13 protein-coding genes and 3 tRNA genes are annotated in these 17269 nt (G+C 61.7%); 2 read left to right on the top strand and 14 right to left on the bottom strand.

Features of this window, described 5'->3' with window-relative positions:
* Positions 1-410 precede the first annotated feature (410 nt).
* Positions 411-1061 carry a LysM peptidoglycan-binding domain-containing protein gene (locus KTAU_RS22105; RefSeq protein WP_151730066.1) on the top strand — a complete coding sequence of 217 codons (651 nt, stop codon included), beginning with the start codon at positions 411-413 and terminating at the stop codon, positions 1059-1061.
* Positions 1062-1602: 541 nt separating this feature from the next.
* On the opposite strand, the gene KTAU_RS20295 is transcribed toward KTAU_RS22105, so the two are convergent.
* The 12 genes from KTAU_RS20295 to KTAU_RS20240 form a co-directional block, all read right to left on the bottom strand.
* Complete coding sequence (locus KTAU_RS20295; protein WP_151730065.1) at positions 1603-3252, bottom strand: acetolactate synthase; 1650 nt, start codon at positions 3250-3252, stop codon at positions 1603-1605.
* Positions 3253-3785: 533 nt separating this feature from the next.
* Positions 3786-3859, bottom strand: a tRNA-Val gene (locus KTAU_RS20290).
* 89 nt (positions 3860-3948) lie between these two features.
* A tRNA-Leu gene (locus KTAU_RS20285) sits at positions 3949-4030 on the bottom strand.
* A gap of 140 nt (positions 4031-4170) precedes the next feature.
* A tRNA-Leu gene (locus tag KTAU_RS20280) sits at positions 4171-4252 on the bottom strand.
* Positions 4253-4307: 55 nt separating this feature from the next.
* Positions 4308-4727: an FAS1-like dehydratase domain-containing protein gene (locus tag KTAU_RS20275; RefSeq protein ID WP_151730064.1), complete on the bottom strand. Its 420-nt coding sequence runs from the start codon at positions 4725-4727 to the stop codon at positions 4308-4310.
* A 237-nt stretch (positions 4728-4964) separates the two neighbouring features.
* A complete protein-coding gene (locus tag KTAU_RS20270; protein WP_151730063.1) occupies positions 4965-6572 on the bottom strand; it encodes a sensor histidine kinase in 1608 nt (535 codons plus the stop codon).
* Positions 6569-7324 (bottom strand): response regulator, encoded by a 756-nt coding sequence (locus KTAU_RS20265; RefSeq protein WP_151730062.1) that lies wholly within the window; start codon positions 7322-7324, stop codon positions 6569-6571. Before KTAU_RS20265 ends, KTAU_RS20270 begins: the two co-directional genes overlap by 4 nt.
* 214 nt (positions 7325-7538) lie before the next feature.
* Positions 7539-8165, bottom strand: a complete 627-nt coding sequence (locus KTAU_RS20260; RefSeq protein ID WP_151730061.1) for an NUDIX hydrolase — start codon at positions 8163-8165, stop codon at positions 7539-7541.
* A gap of 3 nt (positions 8166-8168) precedes the next feature.
* A complete protein-coding gene (locus KTAU_RS20255) occupies positions 8169-9005 on the bottom strand; it encodes a Clp protease/crotonase-like domain-containing protein (protein WP_151730060.1) in 837 nt (278 codons plus the stop codon).
* Between the two features lie 138 nt (positions 9006-9143).
* Complete coding sequence (locus KTAU_RS20250) at positions 9144-10760, bottom strand: benzoate-CoA ligase family protein (RefSeq protein WP_151730059.1); 1617 nt, start codon at positions 10758-10760, stop codon at positions 9144-9146.
* A gap of 545 nt (positions 10761-11305) precedes the next feature.
* The gene (locus KTAU_RS20245; RefSeq protein ID WP_151730058.1) at positions 11306-12055 is read right to left on the bottom strand and encodes a TlyA family RNA methyltransferase; all 750 of its coding nucleotides are present in this window, start codon (positions 12053-12055) and stop codon (positions 11306-11308) included.
* 84 nt (positions 12056-12139) lie between these two features.
* Positions 12140-13210 (bottom strand): ROK family protein, encoded by a 1071-nt coding sequence (locus tag KTAU_RS20240; RefSeq protein ID WP_151730057.1) that lies wholly within the window; start codon positions 13208-13210, stop codon positions 12140-12142.
* Positions 13211-13697: 487 nt separating this feature from the next.
* Here KTAU_RS20240 and KTAU_RS20235 point away from each other — a divergent pair, with 487 nt between their 5' ends.
* Positions 13698-15338: a molybdopterin-dependent oxidoreductase gene (locus KTAU_RS20235; RefSeq protein WP_151730056.1), complete on the top strand. Its 1641-nt coding sequence runs from the start codon at positions 13698-13700 to the stop codon at positions 15336-15338.
* Positions 15339-15340: 2 nt separating this feature from the next.
* Here KTAU_RS20235 and KTAU_RS20230 read toward each other — a convergent pair whose 3' ends face one another.
* Together KTAU_RS20230 and KTAU_RS20225 are read right to left on the bottom strand one after the other, a co-directional pair.
* Positions 15341-16258 carry an alpha/beta fold hydrolase gene (locus KTAU_RS20230; RefSeq protein ID WP_287265842.1) on the bottom strand — a complete coding sequence of 306 codons (918 nt, stop codon included), beginning with the start codon at positions 16256-16258 and terminating at the stop codon, positions 15341-15343.
* A gap of 286 nt (positions 16259-16544) precedes the next feature.
* Positions 16545-17252, bottom strand: coding sequence for a succinate dehydrogenase iron-sulfur subunit (locus KTAU_RS20225; RefSeq protein ID WP_112431643.1), 708 nt, complete (start codon positions 17250-17252; stop codon positions 16545-16547).
* Between the last annotated feature and the right edge of the window lie 17 nt (positions 17253-17269).

Genomic DNA, 17269 nt, shown 5'->3' with positions numbered 1-17269 from the left:
CGCGAGCCTGAAACGCTCCCCCCTCCCCGTTCGTTGATAATCCAGGTTTTTCCTGCTCCTTAGCTTCTGCATAAATAGTCGGCCCATCATCTATAGTCTCCCCATCATTCTTCCGCATGCTTGCTTTAACACTACAATAGCCAGTTTTGGCTATGTTTCAAATTGTATTTGCATGTCCCAATTTAGCTCATGCTATCATATGCGTGTTCCCACATCGGTCGGCTGCTTCCCAAAGGGAGCATCTTTGTGACCTGCGGGAACGCCAGAGCTTCCGGCGGGTTGCCGGGCTGGCCTGCTTCGTCTGCTCGCCCTGATGGAGAGCAACACGAGTCTGGTCGGTCACAACAGCTATCTGGCCTGTCGGAGGCCGCTGTTTGGGGAGACTTGTAGGTTTAGTCAGAAGGGGTTACATGCAGTTACTACATACGGACATTCGTAAGTGCGAACAGCAGAACAATGGAGGTCGTCTCTTCAAGAAGTTTGCCGCCAGCCTCATGCTGGCCCTGGCGCTGGCTGGTGCCCTGTTCACTCTGAGCAGCCAGGGGGCGCACGCCCAGGCAGCCAGCGGCTGCTACACTGTTGTCTCAGGCGACACTTTGAGTGGGATCGCCCTGCGTTACGGAACCAGCTGGCAGACACTTGCTTCCTATAACCACATTCCCAACCCGAACCTGATCTTCCCGGGTCAGCAAGTATGCATTCCTGGACAGGGGAGCAGCAACGCGACCTCGGTGAGCGTCCAGAGCCAGGTCACTCAGAGCAGCCAGGCCTCGACCGCCTCGCAGAGTGTCAGCGGCTCGATCCCGCAGATGATCTACCAGGTCTTCGGCTCCTATGGAGCGCAGGCGCTAAGCGTTGCCCAGTGTGAGTCGAGCTTGAACCCGTATGCCACCAACAGCTCATCTGGAGCGGCGGGTCTCTTCCAGTTCCTGCCGAGTACCTGGGCCACTACCTCGCAGGCGGCCTATTCGCCCTACAACGCGGCGGCTAACATCCGCGCTGCTTACGAGGTCTTCGCGCGTGACGGGTTCACCTGGCGTGAATGGTCCTGCCAGCCCTAATCGGGTCCAGGCCGACGCCTAACTCAGCTCGACAGGCAGCACAGAGATAGGCTGCATAGAGATAGGCATAAGAGAGGACCTGGAGGCCCTACCGCCGGCTCGCGTAGCTAGCCGCCCGCGTTGCAGCGCAAGGCGGTCTGCTAAGCCGGAGAGAAAAAGAAAAAGAGGTAGAGGCCAGTCCGAGAGAAGCAAGGATTAGGATTCGTCCGTCTCCCAAACAGAGCGCTCACAACAAGAGGAGTATCTTTTACAGGCGAGGCGCGCCCGCCTGGCAGGCTGGTCCTTCCCCGACTTGAAGGGGGAGCAAAGGGGTCGCCACCAGCCACGGCCTGGGCTGCGCCCGCCTGTCCGCCTCCTCAACATGCACGAGGCAGAGCGACGGAGACACGCCGGTTCAGTGAGAGTCTGACTGGCATTGTCTCCGCCGCTGCTTTCTCTTACTGATCTTGTCGCCAGCCTTTGAGTTAGCGCCAGCGCTTCCGCCGCTGGTCAGCGCCACAGCGCCACCAGCACAGCGTAGGCCAGAGAGAGGCGAGGCAGGTTAGACCGCGACATTGGTTGAACGGCTGTAGGGCTTATCGGGGTCAATCAGCACATTGATGCAGGCCGGCAAGCCCGAGGCGAAAGCCCGCTCTAAGGCCGGGCGGATCTCCTCGGGACGCTCCACCAGCTCGCCGTAGCCGCCCAACGCCTCCACCATCTTATCGTAGCGGATACCCGGTGCCAGCTCCGCCGCTGTGGCGTGGCCAATCAGCGCTTTCTGGGGATGTTTGATCTGGCCCCAGGCCCCATCGTTGCCAATCACTGAAACCACAGGCAGCTTGTGGCGCACCATGCTCTCGAACTCCATGCCATTCAAACCGAAAGCCCCGTCTCCATGCAGGATCAGCACGCGCTTGCCTGGGCGCGCCAGCTGAGCCGCCATAGCGAAGCCGGTGCCGGTGCCGAGCGTGCCCATTGGGCCGGCATCCAGCCAATAGCCAGGGCGATAGACATTGATCACTCGCCCGCCATAGCTGACGATGTCGCCTCCATCGCCGATGACCGTGGTCTCTTCGTCGATGAAGTCGCGGATCTCCTTACAGAGGCGCATTGGATGAATGGGTACCGCGTCGGAGTTGAGGGCCGCCGCGTCGCGTTCCCAGGCTCGGGCTTCCTCTTCGCGAATGAAGCGCAGCCAGGCGCGCTCACCATTGTATGGCTTGCTGGCCGCCGCCACCTGACGCATGGCTATGCCGACATCGCCCACCAGCCCCACCTCGGCCCCGCGATTGACCCCGATATCCTCACCCGCGAGGTCGAACCAGATCAAGCGCGCCTCGACAGGGATGAGCGGCGGTCGTCCATGATTGAGGCGGAAGTCCATACGCGTCCCAATGGCGAGAATAGTGTCGGCGCCCTCCAGAGCCTTGCGTCGCGAGGCGCTGAAGAAGAGCGGGTGAGTGGGCGGCAGGCATCCCCGTCCGGCCCCATTGAGATAGACCGGGGCCTGAATGCGTTCGGCCAGCTCACGCAAGGCTTCGGCCCCATCGCACCACCAGACGGCGCTCCCGGCCATGATGACCGGGCGCTCAGCCTGCTCCAGGAGAGCAGCAGCTCTCTCCACCTGGTCCGGTGTAGGCTGCACGGGACCAGCCGGGCGGTAACTGCTTGGCTCGCCGGGGTCTGTCACATTGTCAGTGTCGGCCAGGTTGTTGAGCACATCCATTGGGATCTCTAGAAAGACCGGGCCAGGCTTGCCGTTGAGCATCTGGCGAAAGGCGGCGGCCACATACTCCGCAATGCGACCGGTTTCATGAACGGTGCGCGCCCATTTGGTAATGGGACGTAGCAGGTCAATCTGGTTCATCTCTTGCAAGGCACCGCGATCCCACAGGCTCAGCGGCGCCGCTCCGCCGATGACCAGCACAGGGCTGCCCGCCAGATAGGCATTGGCCACACCGGTCACTCCATCGGTGACCCCAGGACCGGCAGTTAATAAGGCTACTCCTGGCCGACGCGTGCACTTGGCCCAGCCCTCGGCAGCATGGACTGCCGCTTGCTCGTGACGGGTATCGACGACGCGAATGCCTTCACGGACACAGCCATCGTAGATGGCCGCGATATGCCCCCCACTCAGCGTGAAGACTACTTCAACGCCCTCGCGCTTGAGAATCCTGGCAACCAGCCAGCCACCATGCGTGATACTCACGTTTCGCCTCCTTTGTCTTGAGCAACCTTGCTCAGTTGCTTCTCTCCGTCAGCGGAAGCTATCAGCCAGCTCTCCGGCTCGCCTGAGTTCGATCGCACCGCCCCGCTGGATAGACAGAAAAGAAAGAACGCCACGCCAGATCCCGGCGAGCGGAGGGAAAAGCTCCCCCCACACGAGACGAAAGTGCACGATACTGGACGGAAAGACCGGCTGACACCCCATACTGCTGACAGAACAGTCACGGACGCGGCTTCGCTCGCTTGCGCTGCTATGATGAATGATAGCGTCCGCTTGCTCACCTGACAATGTAGCACGCTAACAGCTCCTCGCGCCCGGCGAGCAGGGCCGCTCTGGAGAGCTGCAGGCTGAGCAGCCCAGGCTGCTTGTTCGCTGAAGCGGGTAGAGAGCGACCACTGGGATCAGGCGCAGCAAGCAACAGGCGCGTCAGGCTCAGGTGCAAGCTGAAGACAAGAGGCAAGGCCAGCCAGACGATAGCAGCCTGAAGGGGAAGACTGAAAGGAGAACAAGGGGAGTGGGCGACAAGGGACTCGAACCCCTGACCTACTGCGTGTAAAGCAGCCGCTCTACCCAACTGAGCTAGTCGCCCATGAGGCTCGTCTCTACCGAGCTGAGCCGACAAGGAAGGCGGAAGAGGCGGACCAGTCTCGCCGCCTCTTCCGACCACCATCATTGCGGTGCCCTCGAGTGGACTCGAACCACCACGCCCTTACGGGCACAGGCCCTCAACCTGCTGCGTATACCATTCCGCCACGAGGGCATCGTTATGCCTGCTTTTTCAGCAGTCGAGCAAGCAAGAAAGAAGAGAAAAGGAGAGAAGGAAACTCAGCATCCGCTGGCGAGCGGCGCCGCTCAATCTTGTGCCGCTCGCCAGGCGGATATGAGCAGCGCTCATGAGGGTGCCCTCGAGTGGACTCGAACCACCACGCCCTTACGGGCACAGGCCCTCAACCTGCTGCGTATACCATTCCGCCACGAGGGCATCTCTCATAGATTCCGCATTGTATTGTATACTGACCCCTGAGATTTGTCAACGGTTAGCCGTGCTTTTTCGTACGCACAATCAAGGTACCTTGTGCCGTAAAGAGCAGCTGGCCGTTAGCATCGCGCCCTTCGGTCTCCAGAATCACAAAGGTCATGGGGCCGGAGCGCCCACTGCGCTCACGCACATCGGCCACGCGGGCCACGCAGGTCACCTGCTCCCCAATGCGCAGACGTCGCTGATAGCTATAGCTCTGCTCGCCATGCAGCAGCTGCATCTGCGAGGGATCGATCTGCAGCTCTGGAGGGCGGACCCGGAACGTTGTCGGGAAGGTTGGAGGGGCATAGACGAGCGGCGTCTGGCGCTCCAACGCTGGATCGCCGGTCGCTTCCATAAAGCGTCGCACCGCTTCCTCGGTCACTGCGAAGGTCTGGGGAGCCGAGGTTTTGCCGATCAGGCTTGGATCGATCGCCATGAGTGAGGCGCTCCTTTCTGCTCTCTCTGCTTGTAAGCGTTGCTTCCTGCTTGAGTCTGGTCTCAGCAGTTGACGAGGCCCCACGGTCTCCGGCACGGCATGGCCGGCTTCAGCAGCTGCGGTACGTCCTGGAACGCCAGGCCTGGCTCAGCGCAGCGATTGCTGCCGGGCAGGTCCACGTGAGCAGGTGTGCTGCCTCTCTGCGTCGTCACACCGTGCCGGACCCTGGTGGCTCTTCTATGTATTATATCCCCAGGTTGGGGGCAAGAGCTTCCCACTTTTATCTCGGCGTTCGCCCCCCGGCCTTGACTCTACAGGGCCCCCCTGCTGCTCCTGGTTAGGGGCCAACGGCAGGGTAAAGCGAATGCACGTTCCCTTACCCGGCGTGCTCTCGGCTGCCACCGTCCCACCGTGGGCTGTCACGATGGCCTTCACAATGGTCAAGCCCAGGCCACTCCCCCCACGACCTCCGCTGCGCGCCCGATCGGCACGATAGAAGCGCTCAAAAATGTGAGGCAGGTCGATCGGATCGATGCCCACGCCCGTATCGCGTATCCAGACCTCCAGCATGCGCCCCAGGCGCCTGGCTCCCACCGTGATGGTTCCTCCAGCAGGCGTATGGCGGCGCGCATTATCGATGAGATTGAGCAGTACCTGGGTAATGCGGTCGCTATCGGCCAGGACCGGCGGCGTCCGCGGGTCAATCGTGTTCTGCAGCGTAATGCCAGCCTGCGCGCACTCAGGCTCGATGACTGCCAGCGTCTCATCGACAAGCACCGCCAGGTCGAGCGGCGCCAGATCGAGACGCGCTCGCCCCGATTCCAGCAAGGTCATATGCTGAATATCGGCCACCAGGCGACGCAAGCGCTGAACCTCGCGCGCGATCAGCTGCGCTGTATCCTTGCGTGCGCCTGGCTCCTGAATGACCTCATCGGCCAGGGCCTCGCTGAAGCCCTGAATGGCCGTCAGCGGCGTAGCCAGATCATGAGCGATATTGGCAATCATATCGCGCCGGATCTGGTCCTGGCGGCGTAGCTCTGCCACGTCGGCCTCAATACGATCGGCCATGGCATTGAAGGTCTGGGCCAGCCGTCCCAGCTCATCTTGAACCGGGGGCGGATCAACGCGCTGCGAGTAGTCGCCCTCCTTCATACGCTCTACCGCGGCAGTCAACGACTCCAGCGGACGGGTCAAGCGGCGCGCCAGCAGCAGGCTGAAGAGGACGACGGCGACCCCAATGAGCAGGCCAGCCAGCAGGATGGCCTGCGTCACATTGCTGAGAAAGCGCTGCGGCGAGGCTTCCGGCTGGGCAATCAGCAAGGCTCCAATGAGCTGATGATTGCCGTTCGCGTCGTAGAGCGGGACACTGACATACAATCCCTTGAAACCGCTGCTCTCCAGATGCCCGTCGACCTCGTTGCCCTGCAAAGCCTGGGCCGCCGACTGGGCAATGGCCGCCTCAGAGCAGAACTGGCTATTAAAGCCGGCAGGCGGATTACAGAGGAGCTGATGGCCATTCTGATCAACAATGACCAGGAGCGCAGGTACGGGGAAACGCAGCGAAAAGGGACCCCAGTGCCCACCGAGCTGGTAGGTGTAGAAGTCCTCAATGCCGCGGGCATAGGTCTGAGCAGCATCCTGCAACTGCCGAATCTGGGCCGTGTAGTAGTAGTTATAAACAGCCGCAATAACGGCAACGGCGAGCACGACGATCGCCCCCAGAGCGACCGCCAGGTAGCTGAGCACCAGCTTGCTGCGCAGACTTAAGGAAGGTAGCACACTGGCCGCTCGCTCTGGCTGAGCCGCAGGCGGGAGCTGAGCAGGGCTGGTCGCCGGTTCATTCATGCGGGCGCCTCTGGTTCGAACTTGTAGCCAACTCCCCAAACAGTCTTGATGTTGCGCGGTGCCCCGGGTACCGCCTCGATCTTCTTGCGCAGCGTGCCAATATGGACGTCGACCGTGCGCCCATCGCCCAGGTAGTCATAGCCCCAGACCTTGTTGAGCAAGACCTCACGCGTGAAGACGCGCTCCGGCGAGGAGGCGAGGACGACCAACAGGTCGAACTCTTTGACCGTCAGGGCGACACGCTGTCCGTTGACCTCGACACGCCGCGCCGGGATGTTGATGACCAGACCCGGGAAGCGCAGCTCTTCGCGCTCGCTGCCTTGCCGGGGGTGTTCACTGACACTCCCTTCGCTGCCGTTCCCTCCTGCGACCCCAGCTCGATGGGCCCCAGCCAGGGCGGTGCGTCGCAAGATGGCTCGCACCCGGCTGACGACTTCGCGCGGGCTGAACGGTTTGACCAGGTAGTCATCAGCTCCCAGTTCCAGCCCGGCAATGCGATCCTCTTCTCCCTGCCGTGCCGTCAGCATCAGGATAGGTGTGTCCGCCCAGGCCCGGATGCGCCGACAGACCTCCATCCCGTCAAGGGCCGGCAGCATCAGGTCCAGGATCACCAGATCGGGCTTCTCGCGCGCGTGCAGCTCCAACCCCGCCGCCCCATCTCCGGCGATGACTACCTCATAGCCGGCCTGCTCCAGATAAAGGCGGATGAGTTGTGCAATGTTATTTTCATCTTCTATAATCAGGATTTTCATGACCCACCTGTCCTGTCCTGTCCTTCTATTAACAGGTAGGAAGTATCCACCTAGTTATAGCATATAGAGCATAGCGCCGGACGGTGAGAAAACCTGCAATCTTTTGTAAAGATTTTGTAAGGCGAGGCGTCAGGCGGAGCCAGCCCACAAGACAGGCCAGGGCCCTGCTGAGAGTCTGGCCTATCTGGCCAGGCTCTCGGGGCGGCGTACTTAGTTAGAAGGAGGCGCGTAGATAGCCCAGGCGTTCCAAAGCCATGTAGGCGGCGGCAATCTGGCCCTGGACGGCAAACTGTCCGCTATGGATCAGAGCGAGCAGCTCGCGCGGGGTAACGAGCAAGTTTTCTATGACCTCGCGGGGGTCCACCTTCTGCTCGCCAGTCTTTGCGACATCGCGCGCCAGATACCACCAGATGCGTGTCCGGGCCCCGGTGGGATTGGCATACATATGAGCCAGCAGCTCGATCTTCTCAGCAGCTACACTATAGCCCGTCTCCTCCATCAGCTCGCGATGGGCTGTAAGCAAAGGGTCATCTTCATGAGGATCAATGGCGCCGGCGGGAAACTCGAGCACCTCCAGCCCTATGCCATGTTTGTACTGTCGATTGAGCAAGAAGCGTCCATCGGAGGTCAGGGGAACAATACCCACCCAGCCACGATTTTCGATAATGTAGTAGTCGGGTATCAGGGTGCCATCCGGCAGCAGCACCTCCTCACGCCGCACTTTGAGGTAGGGAGTGTCTAATACACGCTCGGCGGCACGCGTCACCCAGGGTCGCAGCCCTGATGAACCCTGCTGCCGAGCAGCGTGGTGATCTGTGGTCATGCTTTCTCGCTCTCCCATGAGTTACTCCTGATCGTCTTGCCACCGCGGCGCCCGTTTCTCCAAGAAGGCGCGCAGACCTTCTTGAGCATCCGTCGAGCGCGACACCTCGCTGAGATAGAAGCTGTTGACGCGGCGGAGCGCCTCCAGGCGCGCGCGGCTCTCGCGCAGACAACGGGCCTCTTCATCTTCATCCTCAGTGGGCAGTGGTAGGGAGAAGCTACCTGGCTCTAACCAGGGCGAGGAAGGCCGGCCCTCGACAGGCGGGAGAGAGCGCAGCGCCAGACGTACCGCGGTCTTGGCCTGACGCAGGGCTGTGGCGCTGCTCCGACGCAGCAGGGCCAGCACCTCCTCCAGCTGCCTGTCAAGTTGACGAGCTGGCGTACACCAGGTGGCCTGGCCCAGGCGCATAGCCTGTTCACCAGATAGGCGCTCGGGAGCACGCACTCCGCCGACTGGGACCGGGGCCACAAAGCTGGCCTCTCGTGCGATCAGGACCAGGTCGGCAGCCCGCACCAACACCGAGGCCGCCTCCGATAGCGACTCACGCACCACAGCCAACACCGGCTGCGGCACCGCCCGTATAAGCGCAGCCGCACGCTCAGCTTCATTGCGCAGCTTCGCCGCCTCTCCCCCACCCGGCAGGCAGCCTGCCTCACTGAGACCTATCCCAGCCTCAGCCTGCCGCGGAGAGACCCCGAAATCGAGGATCACGCAGGTCAGGCCGGCGCTCCCGCTTTGCAGAGCCGTACAGGCACTCGCCAGTTCGTCTAGCAGCAGCGCACAAGGCCCGGGCGTCACCATCAGGCGCACCGTTTGCGCCTCAGCCAGAATACGTAGCGCACGATAAGCCTGTTGCACTCTTCCCTCCGTGGTAGGTACGGTAGATAGGCCGTCGGCCCAAGCAGGCCCAGCCCACTGCCGACGGCCTCGACCCCAATCCCTCAACTCGGACGAACGGCGCAGCTCCTGCTCTCCCCGCTACTCAAGACAACTCACTCACGAGAGAGGAGCGGTCTCCCCCGTCTCCCGCAGCTTGAAGCGCTGGATCTTGCCAGTCGCTGTCTTGGGCAGCTCCGAGACAAAAATCACCCAGCGGGGATACTTGAACGGCGCCAGCCGGCCCTTGACAAAGTTTTGTAGCTCGCTTACTAGCGACTCGGAGGCCTCCTGGCCGGGCTTGAGCACGACAAAAGCTTTGGGCTTAACCAGACGATCGCTATCGTAAGCCCCAACCACCGCCGCCTCCAGAACAGCGGGATGCTCGATCAGCACGTTCTCAACTTCTACGGGCGAGACCCACTGGCCACTGACCTTGAGCATGTCGTCCGCACGTCCGCAGTACCAATAGTAGCCCTCGTTATCTACATAATACTTGTCACCGGTATGAATCCAGTGACCAGTGATGGTGTCCTTGGTCTTCTCGTGCTTGTTCCAATAATAGGCGGCAATGCTGTCCCCCCGAATGAGCAGGTTGCCGATCTCCCCCGGACTCACCGGCTGACCATCTTCATCGACAATCTTCGCTTCATAGCCCGGCACAAGCTTGCCCGAGCTGCCCGGCTTGATGTCGCCGAGACGGTTGCTGATAAAGATGTGCAGGATCTCGGTGCTTCCAATCCCATCTAGAATAGGCACCTTAAATTTCTCTTCCCAGCGACGCAAAATATCCGCCGGCAGAGACTCACCCGCCGAAACGCAGACGCGCACCGATGAGAAGTCGAAGCGCTTCTCAGCTTCGGGAACGCTGAGCATGTTGGCATAGAGGGTAGGAACACCGTAGAAGATGGTGGGCCGGTAGCGCTCTACAACCTTGAACATGTCTTCAGCCAGGGGACGTCCGGGATAGAGCACGGTGCTGGCGCCAACACCGAAGGGGAAATAGAGAGCATTGCCCAGTCCGTAGGCAAAGAAGAGCTTCGCCGCGGAAAAGGTGATGTCGTCCTTAGTGATACCTAAAATGGGTCTGGCGTAACACTCCAGACAGAACGTCATATCGTGCTGGAGATGCACACAGCCTTTGGGGAAACCTGTGCTGCCCGAGCTGTAGAGCCAGAAGGCGCTGTCATCTTTGCTGGTAGGAGCAGGACTGAGCGAGGGCGAGGCGTGAGCAATCCAGCTTTCGAAATCGTGCAGGGTCACGCGCTGACGGCCCGCCAGCAGTGCCGTACCGGCAGCTTCTGCTTCCAGGCCGACTACGACGACATGCCGCAAAAAGCGCAGCTGGGGTAATACTTGACGCAGCGGTGGCCAGAGGGCAGCATGGATCAGCAGAACCTTGGCCCGGCTGTCGTTGAGCATATAGACGTAGTCTTCAGGGCGCAGCATGGTGTTCATCGGGATGGGCACTGCGCCCATCTTGATAGCTCCGAAGAAGGAGGCCGCAAACTGCGGGGAATCGAGCAGCAAGAGGGCCACACGCTGCTCCATCTCGACGCCGAGTTCCAGCAATCCGTTGCCAACACGGTTGGCCATCTCGGCCACCTGAGCATAGGTAAAGGTCTGATCTTCATAATAGATGGCCACTTTGCCACCGCGCCCTTGTGCCAGATTCGCGTCGAGGAAGGCGCTGGCTGCATTGAACTGGTCGGGCACGTTGACCGTTGGAATCTCCATGATCTTCCCTCTTTTCTCGCCTGTAGACGGCGCCTGGCTAACCCCCGGCTGACGCACCCCGTTCTTGTCTCGTCTCTTCTGGCCTCTCCGCCTGATCCCTCCTCCCGCCTCTCCGCTCGCTTTCTTCCATCTTTTGTTTGTTGGCCTGCCTCGCTCTGGCACGCTCCCTTGCGTGCGCGAGCACGATCATGTTCAGCCACGTGGCCGAGACGATGAAGGCCCACCAGGAGGAGCAGGCTGGCACGTCACCCCAGGGACGGTCTACCTCTACCTTGCTGTTATTGTACCAGACTGCGACCCGACCTTCCCAGTCTGTCGGCTTTGCCTCCGGGCAAACAGCCCCAGCTGACGGCGTTCCCTCGCCTTGCAAGCCAGCTCGCTCCTCCCCTACCTCTCCGCTGCCTGCCTGGCCCCACCCGCTAACGCTCTCCCCTCCCTCCACAAGCGGAAGGCAGGTCGTCGGAAGAGCGTGGCTCTCGGCGGGCCTTCCCTTGCCTCGCCAGTGAGAGCGTCCTGAGAACTTCGCTGTCTGGACCCTCTCTTGTTTATGGAAGAGTAAGATACATCAGGAACTCTTTGTTGCCTTCTCTGCCGGCGATAGGAGACTCGATCACCCCGCGCAGCTGCAGCGGCGTGTACTCAGGAACCCAGGCCGACAGCTCGCGTAAGACACGCTCATGGACCCGCGGGTCGCGGATAATGCCCTCGCCACGATCAGCCTCCTCTTTGCCGGCCTCAAACTGTGGCTTGACCAGGGCCACCACCCAGGCACCAGGTGCCAGCAGGCGCGCCACCGGCGGGAGAACCAGGCGCAGCGAGATAAAGGAGACATCGACGGTCGCGCACTGCGGCCTCTCTGGCAGCGTCTCCAGGTAACGGATGTTAACCCCCTCCATGACGACGACGCGCGCGTCGCTGCGCAGCTTCCAGGCCAGCTGTCCATGCCCGACGTCGACAGCATAGACGCGGGCCGCTCCTCGCTGCAGCAGGCAATCGGTAAAGCCGCCGGTCGAGGCGCCAACATCCAGGGCGACCAATCCTCGCGGATCCAGTCCGAAGACAGCGAGAGCCTTTTCGAGCTTCAATCCGCCACGGCTGACGTAGCGCAGTTCGGGCGCGGCCAGGTCGAGGCGAATCTCGGCATCGTCGGACACCTGGGCGCCGGGCTTCTCCAGGCGTCGCTCACCTACATAGACGCGCCCCGCCATGATCAGAGCCTGGGCTCGCTCCCGGCTGGCTACTAGGCCGCGACGCACCATTGCGACGTCGAGACGTTCCTTCTTCTTTGTCACCATGTTCCGTCTGCTTGTTTTGTTCCTGCCTGGCCTCTCTCCCACTACCGGCTCGCTGACAGCGACCAGCCCAGCCCGGCAGAGGGATCAGCCATGATAGTAGATCAAGGTACCGGCCCCAATCAGCCCAACATTGGGGCCAAGTTGCGCTAGCTCGATGCTCACGATAGAGCGTGGGGCCTTCATGGCACGCTGTTCGACAATGTCGAGGGCCGGCCCGAGAATCAGGTCGCCGAGCTGCATGACGCCGCCCCCCAGAATAATTTTACGCGGATTAAAGATATGGATCACGTTGACGAGGCCCACACCCAGCCCCCGCGCCGCTTCACCGAGGATCTGTCGGGCCAGCGCGATACCGGCCCGCGCCGCTTCGCCGACAGTGCGGGCATTCACACGCTCGATGCTCTCCTTCTCCGTGCCAGCAGGCAGATGCAACTGGCGTGCCGTCTGCTCGTCGAGTGAGCGCGCAAAGGCGAGCAACTCCGCCCCCTGGCCGGCAGCAATAGCCTCATTAGCTCGCCGCGCAATGGCTGTCCCCGAGGCAATGGCCTCTAAACAGCCGATGTTGCCACAGTTACAGCGGGGACCGTGAAGATCGATGGTCATATGTCCCAGTTCGCCGGCGGTCCCCCCCGCCCCTTCTAACAGGCGGCCCTTGCAGATGATGCCGCCGCCGATCCCTGTGCTGACGGTCATATAGACCATGTCCTCGCTGCCACGCCCGGCCCCAAACATGTATTCGCCCAGAGCCGCGCAATGGGCATCGTTCTCGATGTAGATGGGCACGGGGAACTCTTTCTGCAGGATGTCGCGAATGGGGACGTTTTCCCATCCCGGTAAATTGGGCGGCGAGTAGATGATACCGCTCTTGCTGTTGAGGGGGCCTGGGGCCCCTAAGCCAATACCGGCCACCTGCCCTAGCTCAACCCTCGCCTCAGCGAGCGCCTGACGAATTGCGTCGCAAATGCGCGGGATCAGACGCTCAGGCGTCGCATCTTCGCCGGTCAGCAGGCCCACGCGCGAAAGCAGGGTGGCCCCGCGCAGCACCGCTACCCGTAGCTGCGTTCCTCCCAGATCAACGCCGACGGCCAGGGGGAGATGCGCAGTGTCTACCGTCGCTGCTGTCGTCGTAGCTGTGATCACTTGATCTTCTGGCATAAGTCTCGGCTTCCTCGCAGATGGTCTTTTACTAGTGGCGTCCCTTCCTCCGGGACGCAAGAGAGGGGCGACTGCCGATTGTGTGCGCTCCGGCGCCTCCAATCAGCCAGCGAGCGAGACGCACGCTACCCTTCGGAAGCGGCCTTAGCAGGCAGGGGGAGCGCTATTCGGCATAGATGATACTCCATTTGCAGGCAAGCAACAAGTGACCGTTCTCCTGAGCTTGCTTTCCCTCTGTGCCCCATCGTTTGAGCCTGTAGCCCTTCTCACCGGTTAGACTGGCCAGAGGCCTGTCAATGGGGCCTTGCTTGCACGTGTAGCATTGATGATGTGGCCTGACTTACAATAAAAGGCAGGGTCCATGAAGATGGCGCGGAGATGATCGAGCGGGGCAAGCTCAGCTCACTCTCTTCCATCGTTTTGTCTTGTCGTTGCTTGCGGTGCTCCTCATCTCACGCTCGCGCTAGAAAGGGCTGTTTCGTCAACAATGGCTTCGCCTGAGACCTCTTCGCCCCCGAGGCCTTCTGCTCAGGAGGCTTTTGTTGCCGGCAGCGGCGCCGGTCTGCTGGCCGGACTCGCCTCCTCGGGCTGTATGCTTTTGCTGAATGTCTTCGCCCACGGTGTGTCGCTGCCAGAGCAGGTCGGAGCGGCCATCACGGCACTAATGCCCCTGTCGCTTTTTCAATTTCTCCAGCAATTGATGGGCGACGAAGCGAAGCGCTATTTACTGGTTTGCGTGATCCTGGGCCAGTGCCTGGTTTTCGCTGCCAGCGGCGGCCTGTACATGCTGGCACGTCGGCGCTTCCTGCTCAAGTCTGATCCCGGGCCACGGCTCGGGGACGGCCTCGTGCTGGCGGCTTTGCTCTGGTTCTTCGCCGGTCTGGTGGTGCTACCGCTGACTGGGGCCGGCCTCTTCGGCGCTACGCTGAGCATCGGCTGGTTCAATAGCATGTGGAGCCTGGCCGCCAGCGGCCTGGTCTTCGCTTTACTCTTCCCACCCGCCTACCACTGGCTGACAGCCAGTCGCCTTCGTGAGGAGCAGCACCGGGCCGAGGTGCGCGAGCAACGTCAGACCCTGCTGCGCCGCGGCCTGATCCTGGGCGGTGTGGGCCTGCTGGCTGCTTTCGCCTTCCGCTTTATTACGCAGGGCGCCCATGCTCCGACAGTTACCCTGCGCGGCTTCAAGAGCCGCGTCGTGCCGCCGCCCCAGCCAAACTACGGGAGCATCGTGCCTGTTCCTCATCTTTCATCAGAAATCACGCCGAACGATCAATATTACGTGGTCTCAAAGAACCTGCTGGCTGACCCTGTGGTCAACGGCCAGAGCTGGCGCCTCACGATCGGCGGCCAGGTTGAGCAGCCCTACACGCTGACCTATGCCGAGCTGCTGACGCTTCCAATGCGCCGCCAGTATGAGTCGATGATGTGCATCAGCAATGAGGTCGGCGGTCCCTACATGAGCAACGCTCTCTGGGAGGGGGTGCCGCTGAACGTTCTCCTGCAGCGCGCGCGTCCCAAGCCGGGGGCTACGAAGGTGGTCTTCTCTTGCGCCGATGACTACAGCGACAGTATCCATCTCACCAAGGCCCTGGAGCCGACAACCGTGCTCGCCGTGCGCATGAATGGCCAGACGTTGCCGGAGCGCCACGGCTATCCGCTGCGTCTGCTGGTGCCCGGCATTTATGGTATGAAGCACGCCAAATGGATCACACGCATCGAGGTCGTGAACTATGACTACCAGGGCTACTGGCAGCAGCGCGGCTGGAGCGACGAGGCTCAGATCCGCATGACGACGCGCATCGATACCCCTCTTGACGGGAGCCGTCTGCAGGCCAACAGTCTGGCCTATATTGCTGGCGTAGCCTTTTCGGGGGAGCGCGGCATCAGTGAGGTCGACGTGAGTTTCGACCTGGGGCAGAGCTGGCGACGCGCTACTCTCAAGCGCCCTCTGTCAGCGCTCACCTGGGTGCTCTGGGAACTCCCCTGGCGTGTGCCGTCCCAGGCCGGCAGCTACACCATCACGGCGCGCGCCATCGACCTGCAGGGCAATGTCCAGGACCCCCGACCGGCCCCGCCGCTGCCCGATGGCGCCTCGGGCTACCATACGATTACCGTCGTCGTTGCCTGATCTCAGGCGCCTGGAGCGTTCGCCTCCCGCTCTTGCAGGAAGTTGAGCAGCAGGCGATTGACCTGCTCGGGTTGCTCCTGCTGGACCCAGTGACCGCTTTCGGGCAGGTAGACAACACGCAGCTGCTTGACGTACGGCTCCAGGCCGTAGGTTAGCTCGACGCTGAGGGCGATATCCTGCAGGCCCCAGAGCAGCAGAGTCGGGGCCTGAATACGGGGCCAGGCCCGCAGCTGACGACGCCAGAGGGAGCGCGGCAGGTCGCGCACAAACTGCCGATAGTAGGCGAGAGCCGCCGGCAAGGCTCCGGGCTTGCTCATGGCAGCCTGATAATAGGCGGTGACGGAGCGCGGGAAAGCATCCTTCTGGACGGCGCTGCCGCGTAGCATCCTGCCGATCTCGTTGGCCCCGTTGCGACCCAGCATGTATTCCGGCAGCCAGGGCAGCTGGAAGGCGAAAATATACCAGCTCATGCGCAGCTGCTTCAGGGAACGCAACTCGCGCAGCATGGCCGCCGGATGGGGGGCATTCATAATCACCAGGCGCTCAACCAGCTCGGGATAGCGCATTGCTACCTGCCAGGCAATGACGCCACCCCAGTCGTGACCCATGACGATCGCCCGCTCGTAACCCAGAGCCACCATCAGGGCCGCCACATCGCGCGCCAGGGTGCGCAGGTCATAGCCCCAACGCGGCTTCTCGCTCTCGTTGTAGCCGCGCAGGTCGGGAGCTACAACGCAATAACCGGCTTCGGCCAGAACAGGAATCTGATGGCGCCAGGAATACCAGAACTCCGGGAAGCCGTGGAGCAAGAGCACCAGCGGTCCCTCTCCCTGGGTCACATAGTGGAGCCGAATACCGTTGGCTGTGATAAAGCGATGCTCCCAGGAGCTTCGTTCTTCTCCAGTCATCGCAGGGGGCATAGCGTCAGCACTCCTCGCTAGCTTGGCGCTAGCACCTTTACCAGATAAGATAAGGACCCCGGCCTCCAGCCCGACAGGCTGAGAAGAAGAGGGGGTAGCAGAGAGCCCCCTTCCCCACAAAGCGGCCCAGCTCGGACGGCCCGAGGGCGGCTGGCCCCGGTACCTGCCGGGCTGGGCGCCTGGCGCTGGCCCTCTTTCCTTTCGTCCCTCGCCCTCAGCCCCAGCGCCTTCCGCCGGAGCGCACGACGAAGCGAAACGATTTCGCACCCAGCGCTACCGTAGTTGCTCAATCAATATTGCGATCGCCGTAGACAATGGCGCGCTTCACCTGCTCGATCAGATCGGTGACCGGAATGCCGCGCGGACAGGCATCGGAGCAATTAAAGATCGTACGGCAACGCCAGACACCGTTACGCTGCCCGAGGATCGCCAGACGCTCCGCCGTGCCCTGATCGCGGCTATCAAAGATGAAGCGGTGCGCGTTGACGATGGCCGCCGGCCCAACCCAGTCGGGATTGCCCCAGATCGAGGGGCACGAGCCAGTACAGGCCCCACAGAGAATGCACTTCGTCCCCTCATCGTAGCGCGCACGCTCTTCGGGACTCTGCAGCCGCTCGGTCCCCGGCTCATTATCGTAAGTGATCAGATAGGGCTTGACCGATTCGTACTTGCGGAAGAAGGGGTCCATATCGACCACCAGATCTTTGATCACCGGGAAGCCGAGCATCGGCTCAACTGTCACCTTTTCGCCCACATCGCGGATTAGCACCTTGCAGGCCAGGCGATTGCGCCCGTTGATACGCATGGCATCCGAGCCGCAGACACCATGTGCGCAGGAGCGTCGGAAGGTCAGGGTGCCGTCGATCGTCCACTTAATGGTATTGAGCGCGTCCAGCAAGCGGTCGACGGGGCTGGCCTCAACCGTATACTCGGCCCAGTAGGGCTTCGCATCCTTATCGGGGTCGAAGCGCTTAATGCGCAGGGTAACTTTCATAGCACCTCACCTGTCTT

Source organism: Thermogemmatispora aurantia (assembly GCF_008974285.1).
GTDB classification, from domain to species: domain Bacteria; phylum Chloroflexota; class Ktedonobacteria; order Ktedonobacterales; family Ktedonobacteraceae; genus Thermogemmatispora; species Thermogemmatispora aurantia.
Note: the sequence above shows the minus strand (reverse complement) of the source record. Positions and strands in the feature narration are given on the sequence as shown.

What these genes read in the sequence shown, in the direction of transcription:
- KTAU_RS20245 (WP_151730058.1), bottom strand. Translation starts at nt 12,055, where the DNA reads ATGGTGACAAAGAAGAAGGAACGTCTCGACGTCGCAATGGTGCGTCGC.
- KTAU_RS22105 (WP_151730066.1), top strand. Translation starts at nt 411, where the DNA reads ATGCAGTTACTACATACGGACATTCGTAAGTGCGAACAGCAGAACAAT.
- KTAU_RS20225 (WP_112431643.1), bottom strand. Translation starts at nt 17,252, where the DNA reads ATGAAAGTTACCCTGCGCATTAAGCGCTTCGACCCCGATAAGGATGCG.
- KTAU_RS20230 (WP_287265842.1), bottom strand. Translation starts at nt 16,258, where the DNA reads ATGCCCCCTGCGATGACTGGAGAAGAACGAAGCTCCTGGGAGCATCGC.
- KTAU_RS20240 (WP_151730057.1), bottom strand. Translation starts at nt 13,210, where the DNA reads ATGCCAGAAGATCAAGTGATCACAGCTACGACGACAGCAGCGACGGTA.
- KTAU_RS20265 (WP_151730062.1), bottom strand. Translation starts at nt 7,324, where the DNA reads ATGAAAATCCTGATTATAGAAGATGAAAATAACATTGCACAACTCATC.
- KTAU_RS20250 (WP_151730059.1), bottom strand. Translation starts at nt 10,760, where the DNA reads ATGGAGATTCCAACGGTCAACGTGCCCGACCAGTTCAATGCAGCCAGC.
- KTAU_RS20275 (WP_151730064.1), bottom strand. Translation starts at nt 4,727, where the DNA reads ATGGCGATCGATCCAAGCCTGATCGGCAAAACCTCGGCTCCCCAGACC.
- KTAU_RS20260 (WP_151730061.1), bottom strand. Translation starts at nt 8,165, where the DNA reads ATGGGAGAGCGAGAAAGCATGACCACAGATCACCACGCTGCTCGGCAG.
- KTAU_RS20235 (WP_151730056.1), top strand. Translation starts at nt 13,698, where the DNA reads ATGGCTTCGCCTGAGACCTCTTCGCCCCCGAGGCCTTCTGCTCAGGAG.
- KTAU_RS20270 (WP_151730063.1), bottom strand. Translation starts at nt 6,572, where the DNA reads ATGAATGAACCGGCGACCAGCCCTGCTCAGCTCCCGCCTGCGGCTCAG.